Genomic DNA, 22101 nt, shown 5'->3' with positions numbered 1-22101 from the left:
TGCGGATTACTAATTTTGGTTTTTCATTCCAAGGTTATCGCCGCAAACACGCACCCTACAAAATTGCTTATCTCTAATCTTTAAAAAGTATGCCCAAAAAAAATAACGATACGCTCAAACGAGTCTTAATTGTTTCCTCTGGTTTAGTATTTCTGGCTTTAATGGTGGTGCCAACTTTAGGTTTATTTAAAAATAATAATTCTAATTCCCCCCAAGGCAATCAACCCGGGCAAGAGGCAACTATTTCCCCCGAAAAATTACAAGAAATGGTCAAAGGTTACGAGAAAATTCTTGAACGTGAACCAGATAATCCCACTGCTTTGCAAGGACTAGCCCAAGCTCGCCTACAGTTAAAAGATTTTAGCGGAGCCAGAGAACCTTTAGAAAAGTTATATCAAAAATATCCCAACAATCTGGAAGTTATGCTGGTTCTTTATGGAACAAGATTACAAACTCAAGACGTTTCTGGAGCGAAAAGTCTCCTAGAAAAATTAGTCAAAAATTATCCCCAAGAACCGAAGTTTAAAGAAGAATTAACTCGTTTAAATCAAGCGATTGCGGCAGCTTCCAAACAGCAAACCCCAGCACCTAAAAAGTAATGAAAAAAGAATTAATGGCTCTCCTAGACTTAGTAGGATCGATTAGTAGCAAAATGCCAATTTAAGAGGACTCTTCGCCTAAAGTTATCAAAGTTATAGTCATTTCAGATAAGTCTGATACACTCTAGACCGACAAAACCCTTTTTCTCAGCGTATTAGTTTGACTGATTTCGGTATTTTGCTTGGGGTTGGTAAAGCTATAAGTTAGAGTGGCAGCGTTGGCTGCACCAGAGCCGACAAGTCCTAAACCAGCGACTAATCCGAGACTAGCGGCTCCCACAGCGAGAGTGTAGGTTAGTTTGGTTGTAAGGATTCAGGTCATACAAAAAGCAGTCAAACCCATGCTGTGTAAGCATTTAGGCGAATTATGGACAAATCCTCATTCTCATTAAGAAACGCTGAAAGCCTTAATTTTCGTGCTTATTGAGAATGAAACTGTTAGTTTAGCGAGTTCTGAGATTTTAGAAGCCGCTCTGTGACTGCATTTGAGACACCTGAATCCTTACGTTTGGTTTGCGTCAATTTTTTTATCATGCTGTACTCCTTGATTTGTAGTTGGTAAGGGACTTCCAGAGAATAAAATAACCAACAAAAAAATAGAAAAGTGTTTTTTTGAAAAAGTAATTATTTTTGTCTAAGGTAGCTCTTACGATCTTTACCTTTATTGTCAACTAGAGTGCTAAAAGTTTCAACAAAACAGAGTAGGCATAGCCCACCCTGTCAATTATGAAAGATTATAACTCAGGTGGTGGACATCTAGCCCCATTTCTGTTGAAGCTTCTTGTAGAAATAGTCCAAAGTTTCTCCAAAATCCTCAACTGTCTGCCGTAGATCAAGATCGAGATGCTCTTTATGACCTTTGTATGTCGCTGTGAGAGTCAGTCCATTGCTGTGTTGGTGAATGTGCAAGTCAGTGATACTTCCCTTCTGGCAAGATATAGTCATTTCAATTAAGATTGAGAATATCAATGCCAGATTTCATAAGGGTTTAACTGGTCTAGACTGTATCAGACTTATCTGAAATGACTATACCTTTGCTGCAGCGTTGTCAGTAGTAAAACTTAGGGCGCGTTAGACGGCAAAAATTGCTGCTTTGACTCGAAGGTGACAATCCGTCGTAACTCAACACCTATGATCAACATTTACTCGTACCGGCGGTTACGTTTGCGGATAATCCAGAGGATAAACCAGATAACGAGGGCCAGTAGGGCTATTTTTGACACAGGAGCCAGATATTCTTCCACAAGGGGGTAATTTTTCCCTAAAAAGTAACCTGCTGCCGTTAAAAAAACGACCCAGAGGGTCGTGCCGATGGTGGAGTAAACTAAAAAGGGAATCATCGCCATGTGATTCATCCCGGCGGGAAGGGAAATCAAAGTTCGTACTCCGGGGACCAAACGACAGAGTAAAACCGCTTTACTACCGTGACGGTTAAACCATTGATTTGCTTTTTGAATATCTTTAGCGGAAACGGTAATCCATTTGCCGTATTTATCGGCTAGTTTTTCGATTTTTTCCTCATCCACAACCCGACCCAGATAATACCAAGGTAGCGCTCCGACTACGGTTCCGACAATCCCCGCTACCACTGCCGGAATAAATTCCATTTGTCCCTCATGGACGGTAAAACCCGCCAGGGGCATAATTAATTCCGAGGGAATGGGCGGAAAAAGATTCTCTAAAAACATTAATAGGGCTATGCCTAAATAGCCCATAGAAGTCATTGTATTTGTAATCCATTCAGTCATAATTTTTTAGGATTTAGAAAACAGTTTTAAAGTAAAAAAAGGGAGTGGGGGAGTGGCAAGAATAAATAAAAGCAATCTCCTGATAACTGACAACTGACAACTGACAACTGATAACTGATAACTGATAACTGATAACTGATAACTGATATTAGGTTCCGGAAGTCCAGGAGTTGATATATTCTAATTGGGCTTCGGTGAGGGTATCGATTTCAATCCCCATGGCTTGCAGTTTCAAGCGGGCGATTTCTTGGTCTAATTCGTAGGGAATTGAGTAGATGCCGGGGGCCAATTTACCTTGATTTTTAACCAAGTATTCTACACCGATCGCTTGGTTAGCGAAACTCATATCCATAACGGCACTAGGATGACCTTCAGCGGCTGCCAGGTTAACTAGGCGACCTTCACCGATAACAACGACGGATTTACCACTCTTTAGCCTATATTGTTGGGTAAAGTTGCGAACTTCCTTAACATTATCGGCTTTTGCGCCTAAAGCTTGCAGGTCGATTTCAATATCAAAGTGACCGGAGTTGGAAACAATCGCCCCATCTTTCATCAGGTCGAAATGTTCGGCCCGGATAACGTGCTTGTTACCAGTGACGGTGATGAAGATATCGCCTTCCTTAGCGGCTTCATCCATGGGCATAACCCGGAAACCGTCCATCGCCGCTTCAATGGCACGCACGGCGTTGATTTCGGTGACAATTACATTAGAGCCTAAACCTTTGGCCCGCATAGCGACACCTTTACCACACCAACCATAACCAGCCACAACCACGGTTTTACCGGCGAGGAGGATATTGGTGGCGCGAATGATACCATCAAGGGTAGATTGACCTGTACCGTAGCGATTATCAAAGAAATGCTTGGTTTCTGCGTCGTTAACGTTCATTGCGGGGAAGGATAACACCCCGGCTTTGAGCATGGCTTGCAAACGGACGATACCGGTGGTAGTTTCTTCGGTAGTACCGATAATGTCGGGTAATTGGTGACTTCTCTCTTTAACCAGGGTGGCCACTACATCACAACCATCATCGATGATAATCTGGGGTTTATGATCGAGGGCGATTTGAACGTGACGGTGATAGGTGTCGTTATCTTCCCCTTTGATTGCATAAACGGGGATGCCGTAATCAGCGACTAAACAAGCGGCCACATCATCCTGGGTGGAAAGGGGATTGCTGGCAATTAGTAACGCATCAGCGCCACCAGCTTTTAGTGCGATGGCTAAATTAGCGGTCTCGGTGGTAACGTGACAGCAAGCGACTAAACGCAGTCCGGCAAAGGGTTTTTCGATGGCGTAACGTTCGGCTAATTGACGCAAAACTGGCATTTCCCGACCGGCCCATTCGATACGTTGTTTGCCGATGGGGGCTAAACTAATATCTTTAATGTCGTATTTCTGTTGAACTGGTGTTGCTACCATAAGGGGTTTTCCTTAAATACAAGCCTCGGCTATTGGTTAATTTAACTTAACATTGTCTGGGGATTTTGGCTAATGTCAAGCTTTCGGCTGGTTTTTTATATAGGAAAAAGTTATCAATTCCTCACTGACCTATCCAGAACTCAGTATATTGTCTCTATTCTGACCGATTATTTAGTACAATTAAACTATCACACAAGCTAAATTAAGCTAGAAATCTCTATCTCGTGATGATAAGATAAACCGATGGGCGAGAAACTGACAGGCGTTAATCCCAAGATAATCCAATGGGCAAGAGAAAGGGCGAGATATTCTCTTGAGTCTGTGGCGGTCAAGTTTAAAAAAGATGTTTCTGTTATCGAGAAATGGGAGTCAGGAGAGGACTTTCCTACCTATAGTCAATTGGAAAAGTTAGCAGAAATATATAAACGTCCTCTCGCTTTATTCTTTTTCCCAGAACCTCCCCTAGAAGCGGAGGAAAAACAAGAATTTAGAACTTTGCCAGACTTTGAAATCGAAAACCTGGCCGCCGATACTATCTATGCTTTACGACAAGCAAAAGTGATGCAATTGTCGCTACAGGAAATTAATAATGGTATTAATCCTAGTACCAAGAAAATCTTTCAGGATATTTCGGTTAGCTCTAGTGATGATTTAAGGATATTAGCCGAACAGATAAGAAATTATTTAAACGTTACTCTAGAAGAACAACTGACCTGGAATGATCAGGAAACTGCCTTAAAAAAATGGCGGAGTGCCGTGGAAGAAGCCGGTATTTTTATTTTTAAGCGTTCTTTTAAGCAGCGAGAAATTTCGGGATTTTGCTTGATAGATATTGAATTTCCGATCATCTATCTTAATAATAGCACGGAAAAATCTAGACAAATATTTACCATTTTTCATGAATTAGCACATATTCTTTTGCAGACTAATGGAATTACTAAGTCTGACGATAGATATATTAATAGTTTGCAGGGAGCAAATAAAAGTATCGAGATATTTTGTAATAAATTTGCTGCGGAGTTTTTGCTTCCTAATCATGTCTTTTCTGAGATAATTAGAGAAACAATAGTTAACGATAAAATTATCTCGAAAATTTCCAGTGATTATAAGGTTAGTCGAGAAGTAGTTTTACGAAAACTATTAGATAATAACTTAATCTCCCAGAAAGAATATACTCTTAAAGTAAGGGAGTGGTACAGTGAGCAGGTGGGAAAAAGTCAGGACAAAAATAAAAAATCTGGAGGTGATTACTATGCTAATCAGGCGACATATTTGGGAGAAAATTACCTAAAACTTGTGTTCAATAAATACTATCAAGGCCAATACGATATTGAGCGCGTTGCTGATTATCTAAACATTAAAAAAGTTGCTATGGTGGAAGAACTTGAACAATATTTATTAGACAAAGGACTGTTTTGATGGTTTACATTTTTGACACAAGTAGTTTTAAGGTTTTAGGAAACTATTTTCCCAAAAGTTTTCCTACCGTTTGGCAAAAAATCGATTTGATTGTGTCAGAAGGTAAACTACAATCAGTACGCGAAGTGCTTAAAGAAGTAGAATATGGCAATAATAAACAATTTGTTTTAGATTGGATAGACTTCAATAAACAAATATTTTTACCACCCACTGCTCAGGAAACCCTATTTATTCCTGAAATTTTTTCTATAAGAAACTTTAGGGATTTAGTGAGTGAAAAAGCAAGATTACAAGGAAAGCCAGTGGCAGACCCATTTATTATTGCCTGTGCCAAGATAAAAGACGGTTGCGTAATTACCGAAGAAGCCTTGAAGCCTAATGCTGCCAAAATTCCCACAGTCTGTCAACACTTTTCTATCGATTGTACCAATGTTCAGGGTTTAATGGAGCGAGAAGGTTGGCAATTTTAAAACTAAAATTAATGGATAAATTGCCAATAAATTTATATGTTGAAAAGGCTTTTTCTGGAAAACTAATAACCATGTTCAGTCAGAAATTCTAGGCTAATCTCGGTAGGAGGGTGATAAGAGCGCATTCCTAACAATTTTTCCACATATTTGCCTAAAATATCCCCTTCTAGATTCACCCAATCGCCTAATTTTAAATGGGAAAGATTGGTTTCGGCGTAGGTGTGGGGGATGACAGCCACTTTAAACCAGCTGCCGGAGGCATCGCAATCGGCCACGGTTAAACTAATGCCATTAACAGCTATACTGCCCTTACCGACGATATAACGAGCTATGTAGTTATTCCACTGCTCTTCTAGGGAACTAGGGGCAGCAAAGGTCATTTCCCACGAATTAGCCACGATTATCGATTCGACTAAACAGCCAATACCGTCCACATGACCGGTGACAAAATGACCGCCGATTTTACTACCCACCCGCAAAGAGGTTTCTAGGTTAACGTTGGTTTCTGTTTTAATCCTTCGTCCCAAAGTAGTGCGCTGTAGGGTTTCTGGGGAAGCGGTGGCCACAAAACCCTCTGGGAGAATTTCCTCGACTGTCAAACAAACTCCATCCACAGCCACACTATCACCAATCATTAAATCTTGAATAATTGTATCAGAGGATACAGACAAATATAGTCTATCAGTATCCACGACCCGAATTTTTCCCAAGGCTTGAATTAATCCTGTAAACATCGGCTTTTTTCTCGACTATAAATCTTTATGAGTGAAAGATTGGGCATTTTCCCCAGAATAATCGGCGACAATATGACCATCTCCCACTAATTGATATTTGTAGGTCACTAATCCCTCTAATCCCACAGGACCCCGGGGAGGCATTTTTTGGGTACTGATACCCACTTCGGCCCCAAAACCGTAACGGAAACCATCGGCAAATCGCGTGGAACAATTATGAAAAACTCCGGCGGCATCAACTCGATCGCTAAAGGTTTTGGCCGTGTTAAAATTTTCGCTGACAATGGCTTCCGTGTGTCGAGAACCGTAATAATTAATATGTTCGATTGCCGATTCTAGACTATCGACAATTTTAATTGACAGAATTAAATCACTATATTCGGTTTGCCAGTCTTCTTCTGTGGCCGATGGCACGTTAATCATCTGACGAGTTGCTTCATCTCCTAATAATTTAACCTTTTTTTCCTCTAATGCCTGTGCCACTGCGGGTAAAAATTGTCTAGCGATGTCTTGATGAACCAATAAAGTTTCAATGGTATTACAAGCGGCAGGATATTGGGTTTTGCCATCGACGGTAATTCTAATTGCTTTGCTTAAATCGGCTTCTTTGTCGATGTAGAGATGACAGATACCATCGGCATGACCGAGGACAGGAATGCGGGTATTATTTTGGATATAACGCACAAATTCGTTAGAACCTCTAGGAATTATTAAATCGATGTATTGATCAAGTTTTAAGAGTTCCTGAATTTCTTCTCGTGTTGTTAATAATCGTACCGCTGCTGGATTAACTTTAGTTTGACTCAATGCCTGATGAATAATTGTTACTAAAGCTTGACAAGAACGGAGCGCCTCTTTCCCCCCTTTTAAAATAACGCCATTACCAGATTTAATCGCTAAACTGGTAATTTGAATTAAAGCATCGGGACGAGCTTCAAAAATAACCCCTAAAACCCCTAAAGGACAGGTTATTCTCCGAAGAGTTAAACCTTGATCTAATTCCCGATTAATTTGCATAGTAGCTAAAGGATCTGCTAATTTAGCCACATCTCGCACCCCAGCAATGGCGGCTTTTAATTTGCCAAGACTTAACTCTAATCGCGCACATAAAGCCGGAGATAATTGCATCGCTTTGGCAGTTTGAACATCGGCGATATTAGCTTCTAGTATCTTATCGGCATTGGCAGTTAAAGCCTCAGCAATAGCCTCTAAAGCTTCATTCCTTTCTTCGTTAGTCAGGATAGCCAGTTGACGACTCGCTTGACGGGTTTCTCTGGCGATTTCGGGGAGGGATAGAGAAGTTGTAACCATAGAAAATTAAAAGTAATAACCGCTATCTTGTTTATTTTATCTTATTTTTGATCAAGTTTCAGGGTCATTACACCTCATTGTAAAAATCAAAAATTGTTGTTAGGTTTAGGATTCAGTAGCTAGGAGAATTAAGAATCAATAATAATCAATTAAATGGTCTATTTACAGATTTTAGGCAATTTAATCCTTATTTTTGCTGGTTTTGAACCCTCAAAAATTAATTAGGCAAGAGGTTTATTGAAGGTTATCAACTTTTGTCATGATCATCATAAATCTAGTTAACTAGAAAAAATAGCCGAAATTAGTGATTTTTCTTCCTAGACCTGTAGAGACATTATAGTTAACATCCCTACAGGTTCTAGACTATCTAGACCGGATTGGCAATCAGACAATTAGATACTTCTTGACGCGCCCAATCATCGGCGGCTAAAATGTCATCTAGGCTAGGGGTAGAACTGTTATGAATCGCAAAGCGATCGCAGACTTTTTCAATCACCCGTGGAATATCTAAGAAACTAATCTTTTCTTCTAAAAATAATGCTACTGCTTGTTCATTGGCCGCATTTAATACTGCTGGCATTGACCCACCTGCGCGGCCGGCTGCATAAGCTAATCCCATACAGGGATATTTTTGATGATCGGGTTCTTTGAAGGTTAAACTGCCGGCTTTAACTAAATTTAAAGGTTCCCAATCGGTATAAATTCTTTCAGGCCAAGACAAGGCATATAACAGGGGTAAACGCATATCAGGCCAGCCTAATTGGGCTAAAACCGAGGTATCCTGTAACTCAATTAAAGAGTGAATAATACTTTGGGGATGAATAACAATATCGATCGCATTATAATCAACACCAAATAAATAATGAGCTTCGATAACTTCTAGACCTTTATTCATTAAAGTAGCCGAATCGATGGTGATTTTTCTGCCCATCGACCAGTTAGGATGTTTGAGGGCATCAGCTACGGTTACTTGTGACAATTTTTCCACGGGTAGATCCCGAAAAGCACCCCCAGAAGCGGTGAGAATAATCTTTTTTAATCCCCCGGTGGGAACTCCCTGTAAACATTGAAAAATAGCTGAATGTTCCGAATCAGCAGGTAATAATTTAACTCCGTGTTTTTCCACTAAAGGCAGCACCACCGGACCGCCAGCAATCAGGGTTTCTTTATTAGCGAGAGCGATATCTTTACCAGCAGTAATAGCGGCAATCGTCGGCAGCAATCCCGCACAACCAACAATTCCCGTGACGACGCTTTCGGAATCGCCATAACGGGCCACTTCGATTACTCCTTCCTTTCCTGCTAGGATAATCGGGGTATAGTCAAGGTCGGAAATTAGGCTTTTTAGGTCTTCTAGTTGACTTTCGTTGTTAATCGCCACGATTTGCGGGCGAAATTGCCAAATTTGCTCCGATAGTAGTTGAATATTATTACCCGTGGCTAATCCCACCACTTGAAACTTATCGGGATGATCGGTGACAATATCGAGAGTTTGAGTACCGATCGAGCCTGTAGAGCCTAAAATCGAGATTTTTTTCATTAGAAACTTAATATAATTTGGGGATTAGCTTTAAATATACGTTCTCTGGGGTCTTTCTGGCACATCAGAGTAAATATTAAATATTTGTTAAAAAAGTTGCTAGTTTGACTTTTTTGTGCTATGGGTTAGAAAGAGTTAGCGATAGAGATGGTGACAGAGAAGAAATCGAATAGAACGGCCAATGGATTAGGCTGTCTAGCGGGGGGTCTGGTTTTTTGCCTCTTATTTCCCCTGTGTGTTTTCTTTTTTGTTTGGTTATCCTTCGCTCTTGGGATGAGTTGCGCTCTCCCCAGTCAATGTTCGGCAGCAGCAGCATTCATGAAAGGGATTCTGTCCTTAATTCTTTTTTTTGGGGGAGGATTCGCCGTACCTATATTCCTCAGTTGTGCCGTGGGAAAAGCCGTCAGATTTGGGTTAAGTCGGAGAAAAAATAACCGAACTTAAACTTAAGTTCGGCTAGATTTATAATCTATTTAACAACTGGATAAAACTAACTTTCTGTCGCCGTTGCTGTGGTGGGAGGCAACTTAATATTAGTAGCTAATCCCAGAATTTGCAGCAGACGAATGGTCATCCAAGTCAGGTCAACTTCCCACCATTGTAGGCCATGACGGGCAGAATACTGATAGGCATGGTGATTATTGTGCCAACCTTCACCGAAAGTTAAGAGAGCAACCCACCAACAATTTTTAGAATTATCGTGGGATTCATGGCTAACATAACCAAATTTGTGGGTGGCACTGTTGACAAACCAAGTGGAGTGGAAAACTAAGACCAAGCGAACAAAAATTCCCCAAATTACAAACGGCCAACCACCCATAGCATAGAGAATTAAGCCTAAAACAATTTGGATAGGAACAAAATAATTTTGACAGAATTTATAGAAAGGATCGTCGGCGATATCTTGGGTAAAACGGGCAATTTCTTCGTCGGCAGGAATTTCGTGCAACATCCAACCCATGTGACTCCACCAGAAACCTTTATTAGAATCGTGGGGATCGGGAGCAGTATCAGAATATTTATGATGAATACGATGTAAACCTATCCATGCGATCGCACCCCCCTGACAAGCGAGGGTTCCGCACAAAACCAGAAAGTATTCTAACCATTTGGGAGTCTTAAAACTCCGATGGGAAACCAAACGATGAAAACCGAGGGTAATTCCTAAACCCCCGGTAATCCAATAAAGAATCAATGTCACTCCCACAGCGCCCCAGCTAAAATTGCCAGGCAAGAAGGCTAAAAGAGCCACTAAGTGGATAAAAGCCATGTAGATGAGAGTCACCCAGTCAATGGGAAGTTTTTCGGAAGTCGCAACAGTCATTGAATAACCCAAAGGGAAACAACAGGAGACAGAGCATCATTGTCTTATCTGTCTCGATTTGACACAGGGGAAACTTTGACGCTTAATAAATAGTAACAAATATCACAGTCTATTGTTTGATGGATATCCCCTCTCTACTCCACAGGGCAGAAAAGGCCTTACTGCCCATTTTTTCGGAAATTGACGCACAGGTCAAGGAAAATCTCCGTCAAGTCCTCGCTGCTTTCCGTGAAAACCGGGTCGGGGTGCATCATTTTGCTAGTGTTAGTGGTTATGGTCATGATGACTTGGGACGGGATACTTTAGATCAAGTGTTCGCCCAAGCCCTGGGGGCCGAAAAGGCGGCGGTGCGGGTACAATTTGTGTCAGGAACCCATGCGATCGCCTGTGCCTTGTATGGGGTTCTTCGACCGGGGGATGAGATGTTAGCGGTAGCCGGTGCGCCCTACGATACCCTAGAGGAAGTAATTGGGATTAGGGGCAGTGGTCAAGGCTCTTTAAAGGATTTTGGCGTTAGTTATCGGCAATTAGAGCTAGATTCTACTGGTGCGATCGATTGGTTAGCTCTAGAAACAGCAGTTAAACCCCAAACCCGTTTAGTACATATTCAAAGGTCTTGCGGTTATTCCTGGCGCTCAAGTTTGTCTATTGACGAAATCGAGAGAATTGTCCGTATAGTTAAACAACAAAACCCGAATACAGTCTGTTTTGTCGATAATTGCTATGGAGAATTTATCAGCACCCAAGAACCCACCCACGTGGGGGCAGATCTAATGGCCGGTTCTCTAATTAAAAATCCCGGAGGTACAATCGTCACGGCCGGGGGATACATAGCAGGTAAAGCGGAATTAGTGGAAATGGCCTGCTATCGTCTGACAGCACCGGGGATTGGTAGCGAGGGAGGGGCAACTTTTGACCAAAATCGTCTTCTTTATCAGGGATTGTTTCTAGCGCCGCAAATGGTGGGAGAAGCGATGAAAGGCAGTCATTTAATTGCCTATGTGGGCGATAAGTTGGGTTATCCAGTCAATCCTGCCCCTTTTGTGCCTCGACGCGATATTATTCAAGCGATTAAACTCGGTTCCCCTGATAAGCTGATTGCCTTCTGTAAAGCCATTCAAGCCTATTCTCCCATCGGTTCCTACTTGGATCCCATTCCTGCCCAAATGCCGGGCTATGAGAGCCAAGTAGTGATGGCTGGTGGCACGTTTATCGATGGTAGCACCTCGGAATTCTCCGCCGATGGACCCTTACGGGAACCCTATATCGTTTTTTGTCAGGGGGGAACCCATTGGACCCATATTTCTCTAGCTTTAGAACAAGCGATCGCTGCTTTAATGAATGGTTCCCCTCACCTTCCTTCTTTCCCCTAGTTAGGGTTTGCTAAAAAAATTTTTCTTGGGGATAGATAGGTTTTGGGGTGTTAGGGAATTTAGCTAAAATTTCCCCATCTCCCTAAATCCCTATCTCCTAACTTCCTGTCTTTGTGGTTAACAAGAAGGGAACAGTCAAGGAGCAAAAGTGCCATTAATACAGACTTTCCCCATCATTAAGTAGCTGGTTATAATTAAATTTAAAATGGATTTTGCCTTTAATCCCCCCTTGATAAGGGGGGTGCCGATAGGCGGGGGGATCTGAAAGTTTTTAATACCTATCTACTTATTTATTCCTTTTCTATTTTTGTTCAGGACTTATTGATTGATTTAGGCTCTTTTGTGGGGACAATTCCTAATTTTTAAGATCAATGTAGATTGACAAAAATGAGATGCAGCCACTTCTCGAACTTGTCTAACTCGATGCCAGATGGGAAAATAACCACAAATCTAACTATACTCATTACAATATAAATATCAACGACCACGATAAAAAGTTCTTATGCGGGTAACTCTAAAATCGGCCTTGAGTGACAGTCATATCGATGCTAATCAAAGCAGCAGTCAACGTCAACTGATGCTATCGATCGCCGCCACCAGTGAACAGATCAACACAAATTTACCGATTAATCTTTGTTTAGTTCTCGATCATAGCGGTTCTATGCAGGGAAAACCCCTAGAAACGGTAAAAAAAGCGGCCTTAAGTTTAATAGAATCCCTCGGAGTTAACGATCGTCTCTCGGTGATAGCTTTCGATCATCGCGCTAAAGTTATTCTTCCCTCCCAATCACGACAGGATGATCTGACCTTAATTCGCTCAAAAATTAAACAGTTACAAGCGGGAGGAGGCACGGCGATCGATGAAGGGATAAAATTAGGTATTCAAGAAAGTTCTAGCGGCAGCAAAGGTTATGTATCTCATATTTTTCTGCTTACCGATGGTGAAAATGAACACGGAAATAATCAACGCTGTTTAAAATTAGCCGCAGTAGCGGCTGAGTATGGTATCACCTTAAATACCTTCGGTTTTGGCGATCATTGGAATCAAGATATCCTAGAAAAAATTGCCGATATCGCCGGCGGAAGTTTATCCTATATCGAAAGACCCGAACAAGCTTTAATTGAATTTACTCGTCTATTTAACCGTCTGCAATCTGTGCGGTTAACTAACGCTTTCCTGCAATTAGAATTAGATGCTCGGACTCATTTAGCCGACTTAAAACCCATCGCCCAAGTTGCCCCAGAAACCATAGAAATGAGCCTACAAAAAGAGGGTAATTTTTACATCACCCGTTTGGGGGATTTAATGATAGATGAAGAAAAAATTCTCCTCCTCAATCTCTATATTGACCAAATTCCCCCCGGTACTCACACCATAGCTAAGGTGAAGATTCGCTACGATGATCCCGCTTCCGGTCAAAAAGGGCTAGAAACTGCGACTTTTAACCTTGATATCACCTCCCAAGCTCTCTATCAATCCCAATTAAACGATCAAGTTCAGAAATCAATTCTGACTTTAGCCAAATATCGTCAAACCCAAATCGCTGAAGAAAAATTAAAACAGGGCGATCGAGCAGCCGCCGCCACCATGCTACAAACCGCAGCCAAAACAGCCCTACAATTGGGAGAAAAAAATGCCGCCACTGTCCTCCAAACTAATGCCACCCGTTTACAGGTGGGAGAAGAATTGAGCGAGGGTGATTTAAAGAAAACCCGCATTATTGCTAAAACAAGACTACAAACCGATGGATAAACCACTTATTGAAACAAAATCCCGATTCCCAGCAAAGCAATCATCACCCCGAAAATCGCCCGCAAGTTAATCCGATCCCCCATCATGGCAGCGATCGGCAGGACAAATAAAGGACTGGTAGCGGTGAGAGTTTGGGCAATACCCACAGGAGAGAATTTTAAAGCAGTTTGCTGTAACCATATCCCTAAAAACGTACTGCCGAAAGCAGTGACAATAATAATAGCAATCAGACGCAATGACCAGTTAATCGCTGGCGGTGATTCCTGACGGCGAAAAAACATCAAAATTAACACTATTCCCGTCCCCGCTAACAGACGAAACAGGGCACTCTGCAAAGAAGACATTCCCGACTCTACCAGTGCCTGACGAGATAAAACCGCTCCCACCGCTTGGGAAATCGCAGCGATTAAAGCCCAGGCAATTCCTCGCCGACAAGGACGTTGACTATTGATTTCGGGAGTTTTTTCGGAAATAACCCAAGCAACCCCGAAGATGGTCAAAATCATGCCAATATAAGCCGATATTTTCAGGGATTCCCCCAAAAAAGTCGCCGCTAGAATCGCCCCCAAGGGAGGCGAAAGGGTTTCTAACAGGAGGGTTTTTCGCGGTCCCAAATAATTGAGGGCGGTAAAATAGGCCGTGTCACCGATTCCTATACCAATTGCGCCACTTGTCAAGAGTATAAATACCGAACTTTGTTGATTAATATCGCGCCATTGTCCGGAAAGGGGCAGCGTCAGGGCAATTAAAGCGATCGCGACTACTCCTTTCAGAAAATTAAGCAATAAAGGCGGGATTTTCTGGCCTAATAGGCTATAAATCGCCGCAGAAATCGCCCAAAGCGCCGCCGTACTCAAAGCCGCTATCTCTCCCGTTAAATTTTCACCGAGACTAAATCCGTTGAGCATTATCATATTTGTCAGGAGACAGTATTAAGAAGACTCCGAGACTCCGAGACTATTTTTATTTATTATCCCCACTTCCCACACCCCCGCTAATTTAGTGATTTAATAAAACCGACCACTGCTGCAGAAGATAAAAACTATGTGTATTCTCGGTTTTGATCCGGGTAAGGATAAATGTGGGATCGCGGTCAGGTCATCGACGGGGAAAATTTATACCCATGAGGTGATAGCATCGTCACAAGCGATCGAGCGTTTAGCCAGTCTCTGTCAACAATATCCGATCGAATTATTGGTGATGGGGAATCAAACCACCTCAAAAAGTTGGCGCGAAAAAATTGCCGCTCGTGTCACCGTCCCGATTACTCTAGTAGATGAACGCAATAGTACCCTAGAAGCTCGCGATCGCTATTGGCAAATGTTCCCCCCCAAAGGATTACAGAAACTCATCCCCCAAGGTATGCGTCTTCCTGATCGCCCCATTGATGATATAGTAGCGATTCTGCTGATTGAACGTCATTTACAGTCCAAATAATGTCACACTACAAATTAGACACAGCAGGGTGAATTGACGATGCTCCTAAGTAAAGGTTTTGAAGTGGAAATGTACACCGGAACAGCAGCCGGAGAAATTATCGGTTTATCCGATCGCATTGTCAAGGATTTAGATGGTTTTGTCCGGGAACCGGATAGTCGTAACGTAGAATATACTACGGCTCCCATGACTAACTATGACCGTCTTTTATGCGCTACTTTAAAACCTCGTCTGGCTCTACGGCAATATTTGCGTCGTTTAGGCGATTATACCCTCATCCCCGGCAGTACCCTCTCCTTGGGCGATAGTCAACATTTTTATCGCAGCGACCCCCACAATCCCTATCATGACTATATTGAACAGACCTACGGCACTAATGTAGTCACGGCCAGTATTCATATTAACGTCGGTATTAGCGATTATGAGGATTTAATGCGTGCCTGTCGCTTAATTCGCCTAGAAGCTCCTTTATACTTGGCTTTAAGTGCTTCTTCTCCCTTTCTCGACGGTAAAATCACCGGTTCCCATTCCCGTCGTTGGCAAGTTTTCCCCCAAACTCCTGCTTATGTTCCCCTCTTTGAAAGTCATAAACATTTTGTCACCTGGACTGAGGAACAATTAAAACTCGCTACGATGCAGAATGTTCGTCATCTCTGGGTGTCAGTACGTCCTAACGGTAGCAATCGTCCCTATAATCTCAATCGTCTAGAATTGCGAATTTGTGACCTGATTGCTAATCCTATTAGTTTATTAGCAGTTATGGCTTTTTTAGAGGCCCGTTTAACTCAACTTTTACAGGATCCCCAATTAGACCCCTTAATTTTAAGTCAATTACCCAGCAGCAATCGTAGCGAGGATTTATTAACTTTAACTCAAGAAAACGAACAGGCTGCCGCGCGTTTTAGTCTTGATGCCACCCTGAGACATTGGTACGATGGCCGGGAAATCTTAGCTAGGGATTGGATTAAAGACCTCTATGTTCAAGTTTATCCGATCGCTAAAGAAAGGGGTTTTAGTTGTTTCCTCTCTCCCCTACAAAAAATCCTCCGCGAAGGTAACACGGCACAACAATGGTTAAAACAATACGACCAGGGGATGGATGTTAAAAGTATTATCAAACAGGCGATTCTTACCCTAGAAAAAGAGGAACGAGAGTTAGAACATAAATTATGTCAGCATATTCTAGTTGCGTGAATAAAAGACTTTTTCTCTAATTATTTGGCTCTCTTGAGGTTATGGTGATGAGTAAATCTTATCGGTTCTTCGGTTTGTGTTATGCAAGGGACGGGATTATAAGAGATGAAACCCTTATAGAGAAAGATATTGCTGCGATATTTGTCAATTGTTTTCAATCTAGAGCGAACTAATCAATTAAGTCTCTTGCTAGATAAGGATTTAGTCGATTTATGCCCCCCGATAGAACCATACCAGATAACGAAGAACCATTTAAACTACTAATTGGCTATAACCAGTCTAGGAGAGCCACCAAATTAAAGCATATCTAAAGAGTTTTGAGTTAAAAGTAAAACTTCAGGTTTTCATTTAAAACAAATGTACCAACTAGCTTAATTTTTGGGGGAAAATTAGTCAACCGATCATTAAGTACCTAAGCAAAATTAATTACACATATCTAACCCCGCTCTTGCCTCTTGCCTATCTTCACTAGGAAATTAATTTTGCACGACTACTTATAACATATAATTAATTTGCAAGAGTTCTACTGTTTACTGATAACTGAAAAACCGCCTTCACCCGAGCGACAACATTTTTCAGGGTAATAGGATAAGCTGGAATTATCGAAACCGTAGAAATAATAGATAAAATGAGTAATCTCCTCTGGCCGCGTTTTCTCAAGAAAGCTTACCGTCAAGAACCAATAACTAGCTTTATCTTTACCGCAGCGGCAGTAGATGTCATCATCGGGGTTCTAGGACAAAGATGGACACTGCTGTCTTTAGGGGCAACGATTATGGCGATCGCTATCTTCGCCAGGTGGCAACAGAGCCAAAAAAGCAAGGCAATCAACAAAGAAGAAGCGGCAAGATACTATTTACCGCCCCAATCGGGTCAAGTAGCTTTACCGACCCTGAAAAATGAAAAAAATCGACCTTCTTAGCTCAAAAATTTCACCTTGCTTGGCAATCAATCCCCTCAAAGGCTAGAATCTATAGCACCGTTCATTTGTTAATATTCAACTAAATTTATGAAATTCCGATTTACGGGTGGGGAGAAACTTGTCGGGGCAATTGTGGTCAGTGTCCTAACCACGCTGACAATCGGGCAACATCAGCTTAGTCAGGCCCAAAGTCCTATTGCTCCCCCTAAACCCGCAGCTGAAAGTGGCGAAAAAACCCCAGAAACTATCCTAGTAGAGGGTTTAGGCAGACTTACCCTCGCTAAAACCTTAGAAGGGCAACAATCCACCCCTAATGCTGTGATTTTCAGCCCCGATAACCAATTGGTTCTCGCTGGTGGTAGTGATACGGATCCTCTCCTGAGAATTTGGTCCGTAAAAACAGGGCAAAAAGTTTCCCAAACTCGGGCCCAAAGAACTAGCGTCAAAGCTTTAGCCATTAGTCCCAACGAAAAATTATTAGTTAGTAGCGGTTCAGATGGTTCCATTAATTTTTGGAATCTGGTGGAAGGCAAGTATTTAGGAATTGCCCTCGAACACGGTAATACTGTCCTCGCCCTTACGGTTACTCCCGATGGTAAAACGTTAATTAGTGGTGGTTTGGAAGGAATTCGCCTCTGGACAGTGCAACCCCCCCGCCGTCCCCTCTATCGTTTAAATTGGGTGGGTAATTTTGTTTATTCCCTAGGCATGAAATCCGATGGTGTCACCCTTGCCAGTGGTCATGAAAACGGTGAGGTAAATTTTTGGGACATCCGCGAGGGCAAATTGTTATCGAAATTTTCTGCCCATCCCCAAGCGGTTAGCAAGCTTTTATACACTCCCGACGGTAAAAATTTAATTACCGGTAGTTTAGACCGCACGATTAAAATCTGGGATACGAGCAATAATCAGTTATTATTTACCCTCGTCGGTCATACGGCCCGAATCCGTTCCCTGGCACTCCATCCTAACGGACAAATTCTCGCTAGTGCTAGTAATGACGGGGTGCGTTTATGGGATGTGACCACGGGTAAACAGTTAGCCTGGTTTGATAATAATTCCGACTGGGTGGAATCCCTGGCTTTTAGTCCCGATGGGCAGTATTTGGCTAGTGGTAATTATGATTTTAAAATTCGCCTCTGGCAATTCGTCCGTTAGGCAAAAATGCCTTGATTTAGCCTTTAACCACTTCTAGAAAAGCCGATTTCGCCGCTGCCTGTTCCGCTGCTTTTTTGCTTCTGCCAGTTCCCACTCCTAATTTCTGCTCATTTAACCACACTTCCGCACAAAAACGTTCTTGATCTAAACCATTGATTTCTTTTACTAAATATTGCGGCAGTTTTTTGTATGTTGCTTGTGTCCACTCCTGCAAGGCATCCTTATAATTCTGTCGGGCCGGATCTCGACGAATTTCGGCCGCTTTTTCCCGCAGTGGTTCATCTAACCAAGAACGCACTAAAATCATCGTCTGTGTACTAAGATATAATGCTCCCAAGACCGCCTCAAAAGCGTCTGCTAGTCGAGAAATTCGCCCCGCTTGATCGATACTCGTACTACTTGATACCAACAAATAACGCTCGAAACCGTAGCGATCCGCAAATTCCGCCAGAGTGCGATCGCTAACCATCATCGATCGCAGGGCGGCAAATTCTCCCACGAGCGCCTCTGGATAAGTTTCTAACAATACCTCCGCCGCCACGAGTCTTACCACAGAATCGCCCACAAATTCTAATTGTTCATAATTCTTATCACGCGAAACACTGGGATGAGTTAGGGCCAAATCTAACAAATCCCACCTGACGGGGACATCAGCCGATAAACCCAGCTTTTCCACTAGGGTTTTTAATTGTTTTTGGCGACGCGGATCACTTAAGGACATGGGAGCGAGAAGAAGGGGTGTAGGGTGTGGGGTGTAGGCTTCGGCCGTGAGCTCAGCCGAACGGGTGTGGGGTGTGGGCTTCGGCCGTGAGCTCAGCCGAACGGGTGTGGGGTGTGGGGTGTAGGGTGTGGGGTGTGGGCTTCGGCCGTGAGCTCAGCCGAACGGGTGTGGGGTGATGGGGAGAACAAAGCTGCCTATTGCCGACCGCCGACCGCCTCCTGATAACTGATAAAGGAGAGAGTCAGACATAAGCCGAATTCTGTATTTCCCAACAGCAGTAAAATTGCTTTTACCTTTGTTGGAATAGAGGTTATCTATCTGGGATAATTGTTACCAATTACCTCAAGCGGTTCCTAAAAACGGGACAGGAAAAAGACCAACCTTTGTCCCTCCACCTTGCTCCCCACCGGGGTTTACCGAGCCAGTACCTCTCGATACTGCTGGTGCGCTCTTACCGCACCTTTGCACCCTTACCCCCAATCAGTTATCAGTTATCAGTGAATTTACTTTCGTTACTGTTTACTAATCACTGAAAAAAGGAGGCGGTATTTTTCTGTGGCACTATCCTCACGCTCACGCGCACTGGACGTTATCCAGCAAGTGTGGTCTTTCGGGAGTTCGGACTTTCCTCGGAATCATTAATCAAATGACCCCGCAACCTCTAGACCAACTCTCTCCTATTCTCTAGTATGACTTACCAGAGACTCGATCGCTCATATATCCTAGTCAATAATCAGTGATCAGTAAACAGTAAACAGTGAACAGTGAAAAGACAGCAGGAAACTGCTATTTAATACTGCTCGCTTAATAAGTAGTCGTGCAAAATTAATTTCCTAGTGAAGATAGGCAAGAGGCAATAGGCAAGAGCGGGGTTAGATGTGTGTAATTAATTTTGCTTAGGTACTTACATACTGCTCACTTAAAACTCAAATCTGATAACTGATAACTGATAACTGATCAATGTCGATCGCTCTAAACGTTAACATTAAAGGTAATGGCTATCCGATCCTCTGTCTGCACGGTCATCCCGGTTCGGCATCCAGTATGTCTGTATTTACCGATCATTTTTGCCAACGCTGGCAAACCCTGGCCCCGGATCTGCGCGGCTACGGTAAAAGTCGTTATCGCCTGGATTTTCAGCTAGAAGAACATCTAGAGGATTTAATCGGACTGCTCGATCGCCAAAAAATCCGGCAATGTTTAATTCTCGGTTGGTCTTTGGGGGGTATAATCGCACTGGAATTAGTATTGCGCCATCCCGATCGCTTTCCTGGTTTAATTCTCGTGGCCTCGGCCGGGCGGCCTTGGGGTAGTCATCCTCCCGTCACCACCACAGATTTAGTTTTGACGGGGATGGCGGCAATTCTCAATCAGATTAAACCGGGATGGCGTTGGAATATTAATACTTTTGCCCGTCGTTCCCTGTTTCAGTACCTTTTTTCACAACATCAAGCGATATCCTATCAATATCTCGCTCAAGATGCTGTTACCGCCTACTTAGGCACTTCTCCAGCTGCTAATCGCGCTTTAAATCGGGCTTTAAAAAAAGGTTACAATTGTTTAAAATCTCTTGACAAAATCACAATTCCCTGCTTAGTTCTGGCGGGAGCAAATGATCGCCATATTACCAGTGCCTCGAGCCAAGAAACAGCCGAAAAACTGAAACTGTCTCGGTGGAAATGTTACCCAGATACAGCCCATCTGTTCCCCTGGGAAATCCCCGACTTAGTTTTAGGGGACATTGATAATTGGTTAGCGGAGCATTTTAGCGATAAACTGGCAGGGTGAAGTGAAAACTACTGCCGTGGTCAGGGACACTATCCACCCAAATTTGACCGTAGTGGGCGCGAATAATCTTGCGACAGACCGATAAACCGATGCCATAACCTTCTTTACCCTCATCCCGTTTGAGACGCACATGACCCTCAAAAATATGCTCTTGTTTTTCTTCGGGGATGCCGGGGCCGGTATCACTGATGCTCACTTGTACTTTTTGAGTAGTACGATGGAGGACAGAAAGGGTAATTTCGCCGCCAGGGGGAGTATATTTGATGCCATTCTCCAAGAGATTAATAATCACCTGTCGGATTAACTCCTCATCAGCATAGACGGGGGGCAGATCTTGGGGGATATCGCTTTGGAGAGTTAAAGTCTTTTCCTGAAAAATATCGGTAAATTGAGACAAAATTTCCTGACAAAGAGCTTGAAGATAAAATTTACTCTGGTGGAGAGTGAATTGCGCCGCCATGCTCTTAGAAGCTTGCAGAATATCCGTGATCAAACGGTTCATAATCCGGAACTGTTTGCGGGCCTGTTGGTGCAGTTGTTCTCGTAATTGCAGACTGCGCTCCGTATCCGGTTGATGATAGGCTAATTCTAGGGTTTCCACGGCGATGGAAGCAGCGGTGAGAGGGCTGCGTAAATCGTGGGCTAACATAGCCAAAATTTGGTCTTTAAATTTCAACTGTTCTAATAATTCTTCCTTTTCCTGTTTAAGACGAAAAACCTCATCGGCAATGCGGATGAGTTCGCCCGAATGTTCCACCTCTTGACGTTGTTCATCCTCAGCGTGATGATTTTTGACCTCCTCTTTAATCGCTTTTTGCCAGCGTACCAACCATTTTTTAAACTGTTCCACCAGATTACTGCCCGCGAGGGTATGGCGGGGGGCGGGGGCAATTTTGACCAGGGCCGGGGTAGCTACAAGGCGAAAATGTTCGACTAAATGAGGTTGCTGGCGAATTTCGATGATTTGTAGGTCAATTGGGTAATCAGACTTTAAAGACTGGAGATAGGACTGAATTTGACGGATAATTTCTTGAGAACTGGGACGGTCATCAACAAACAGCAAAAGTTGAATCGAGAGAGGCGTTGTCGTCTCTCTCCCTAAAGCAGTCAGTGGCTCGTTAGATGGGAGCATCGGAAAATTAGTAAACCTAGGGATTGACGGGATTGATCGATCGTCGATCGAC

General features: G+C 42.9%; 19 protein-coding genes, 1 other RNA gene and 1 pseudogene. 11 read left to right on the top strand and 10 right to left on the bottom strand.

The window, feature by feature from the left end; translation table 11 throughout:
* The first annotated feature begins 89 nt into the window (after positions 1 to 89).
* Positions 90 to 599 (top strand): tetratricopeptide repeat protein, encoded by a 510-nt coding sequence (locus IM462_RS08860; RefSeq protein WP_287699895.1) that lies wholly within the window; start codon positions 90 to 92, stop codon positions 597 to 599.
* A gap of 1142 nt (positions 600 to 1741) precedes the next feature.
* On the opposite strand, the gene IM462_RS08855 is transcribed toward IM462_RS08860, so the two are convergent.
* Positions 1742 to 2347 carry a DedA family protein gene (locus tag IM462_RS08855; protein ID WP_045360674.1) on the bottom strand — a complete coding sequence of 202 codons (606 nt, stop codon included), beginning with the start codon at positions 2345 to 2347 and terminating at the stop codon, positions 1742 to 1744.
* Positions 2348 to 2495: 148 nt separating this feature from the next.
* Positions 2496 to 3773, bottom strand: a complete 1278-nt coding sequence (ahcY, locus tag IM462_RS08850) for an adenosylhomocysteinase (RefSeq protein ID WP_002732258.1) — start codon at positions 3771 to 3773, stop codon at positions 2496 to 2498.
* A gap of 243 nt (positions 3774 to 4016) precedes the next feature.
* Here ahcY and IM462_RS08845 point away from each other — a divergent pair, with 243 nt between their 5' ends.
* Positions 4017 to 5192, top strand: a complete 1176-nt coding sequence (locus IM462_RS08845; protein ID WP_287699893.1) for an ImmA/IrrE family metallo-endopeptidase — start codon at positions 4017 to 4019, stop codon at positions 5190 to 5192.
* Positions 5192 to 5662 (top strand): PIN domain-containing protein, encoded by a 471-nt coding sequence (locus tag IM462_RS08840; RefSeq protein WP_287699892.1) that lies wholly within the window; start codon positions 5192 to 5194, stop codon positions 5660 to 5662. Before IM462_RS08845 ends, IM462_RS08840 begins: the two co-directional genes overlap by 1 nt.
* Positions 5663 to 5724: 62 nt before the next feature.
* Here the strand turns inward: IM462_RS08840 and IM462_RS08835 are convergent, their stop codons facing one another.
* The 4 genes from IM462_RS08835 to IM462_RS08820 form a co-directional block, all read right to left on the bottom strand.
* Positions 5725 to 6396 carry a riboflavin synthase gene (locus tag IM462_RS08835; RefSeq protein ID WP_287699891.1) on the bottom strand — a complete coding sequence of 224 codons (672 nt, stop codon included), beginning with the start codon at positions 6394 to 6396 and terminating at the stop codon, positions 5725 to 5727.
* A gap of 15 nt (positions 6397 to 6411) precedes the next feature.
* Positions 6412 to 7707: a glutamate-5-semialdehyde dehydrogenase gene (gene proA, locus IM462_RS08830; protein WP_287699890.1), complete on the bottom strand. Its 1296-nt coding sequence runs from the start codon at positions 7705 to 7707 to the stop codon at positions 6412 to 6414.
* Positions 7708 to 8074: 367 nt separating this feature from the next.
* Positions 8075 to 9247, bottom strand: coding sequence for a 1-deoxy-D-xylulose-5-phosphate reductoisomerase (gene dxr / locus IM462_RS08825; RefSeq protein WP_287699889.1), 1173 nt, complete (start codon positions 9245 to 9247; stop codon positions 8075 to 8077).
* Positions 9248 to 9737: 490 nt separating this feature from the next.
* The gene (locus IM462_RS08820) at positions 9738 to 10571 is read right to left on the bottom strand and encodes an acyl-CoA desaturase (RefSeq protein WP_002748596.1); all 834 of its coding nucleotides are present in this window, start codon (positions 10569 to 10571) and stop codon (positions 9738 to 9740) included.
* A 119-nt stretch (positions 10572 to 10690) separates the two neighbouring features.
* Between IM462_RS08820 and IM462_RS08815 the strand changes: the two genes are divergently transcribed.
* On the top strand, positions 10691 to 11944 hold the full coding sequence (locus tag IM462_RS08815; protein ID WP_287699888.1) for a methionine gamma-lyase family protein: 1254 nt from the start codon (positions 10691 to 10693) through the stop codon (positions 11942 to 11944).
* A gap of 502 nt (positions 11945 to 12446) precedes the next feature.
* Positions 12447 to 13697: a vWA domain-containing protein gene (locus IM462_RS08810; RefSeq protein ID WP_287699887.1), complete on the top strand. Its 1251-nt coding sequence runs from the start codon at positions 12447 to 12449 to the stop codon at positions 13695 to 13697.
* A 5-nt stretch (positions 13698 to 13702) separates the two neighbouring features.
* On the opposite strand, the gene IM462_RS08805 is transcribed toward IM462_RS08810, so the two are convergent.
* Positions 13703 to 14605, bottom strand: a complete 903-nt coding sequence (locus IM462_RS08805; protein ID WP_287699886.1) for a DMT family transporter — start codon at positions 14603 to 14605, stop codon at positions 13703 to 13705.
* 136 nt (positions 14606 to 14741) lie between these two features.
* On the opposite strand from IM462_RS08805, the gene IM462_RS08800 reads away from it, so the two are divergent.
* From IM462_RS08800 to IM462_RS08785, 5 genes and pseudogenes are all read left to right on the top strand, one after another.
* Positions 14742 to 15134, top strand: coding sequence for a pre-16S rRNA-processing nuclease YqgF (locus IM462_RS08800; protein ID WP_016515004.1), 393 nt, complete (start codon positions 14742 to 14744; stop codon positions 15132 to 15134).
* 39 nt (positions 15135 to 15173) lie between these two features.
* A complete protein-coding gene (gene gshA / locus IM462_RS08795; RefSeq protein WP_287699885.1) occupies positions 15174 to 16328 on the top strand; it encodes a glutamate--cysteine ligase in 1155 nt (384 codons plus the stop codon).
* A gap of 74 nt (positions 16329 to 16402) precedes the next feature.
* A pseudogene (locus IM462_RS21205) lies at positions 16403 to 16592 on the top strand (hypothetical protein).
* A gap of 364 nt (positions 16593 to 16956) precedes the next feature.
* A complete protein-coding gene (locus tag IM462_RS08790; RefSeq protein WP_287699884.1) occupies positions 16957 to 17250 on the top strand; it encodes a hypothetical protein in 294 nt (97 codons plus the stop codon).
* 87 nt (positions 17251 to 17337) lie between these two features.
* Positions 17338 to 18408, top strand: coding sequence for a WD40 repeat domain-containing protein (locus IM462_RS08785; protein WP_287699883.1), 1071 nt, complete (start codon positions 17338 to 17340; stop codon positions 18406 to 18408).
* Between the two features lie 16 nt (positions 18409 to 18424).
* Here IM462_RS08785 and rnc read toward each other — a convergent pair whose 3' ends face one another.
* Positions 18425 to 19129 carry a ribonuclease III gene (gene rnc / locus IM462_RS08780; protein ID WP_287668630.1) on the bottom strand — a complete coding sequence of 235 codons (705 nt, stop codon included), beginning with the start codon at positions 19127 to 19129 and terminating at the stop codon, positions 18425 to 18427.
* Positions 19130 to 19362: 233 nt separating this feature from the next.
* An RNA gene (gene rnpB / locus IM462_RS08775) (RNase P RNA component class A) lies at positions 19363 to 19803 on the bottom strand.
* 286 nt (positions 19804 to 20089) lie between these two features.
* Between rnpB and IM462_RS08770 the strand changes: the two genes are divergently transcribed.
* The gene (locus tag IM462_RS08770; protein WP_287699882.1) at positions 20090 to 20917 is read left to right on the top strand and encodes an alpha/beta fold hydrolase; all 828 of its coding nucleotides are present in this window, start codon (positions 20090 to 20092) and stop codon (positions 20915 to 20917) included.
* Here the strand turns inward: IM462_RS08770 and IM462_RS08765 are convergent.
* A complete protein-coding gene (locus tag IM462_RS08765) occupies positions 20895 to 22049 on the bottom strand; it encodes a histidine kinase (protein ID WP_104396387.1) in 1155 nt (384 codons plus the stop codon). The two genes, IM462_RS08770 and IM462_RS08765, sit on opposite strands and share 23 nt — an antisense overlap.
* Positions 22050 to 22101: the final 52 nt, after the last annotated feature.

It is taken from the genome of Microcystis sp. M144S2, assembly GCF_020246065.1.
GTDB classification, from domain to species: domain Bacteria; phylum Cyanobacteriota; class Cyanobacteriia; order Cyanobacteriales; family Microcystaceae; genus Microcystis; species Microcystis ichthyoblabe_A.
This window is presented reverse-complemented; position numbering and strand designations above follow the sequence as displayed.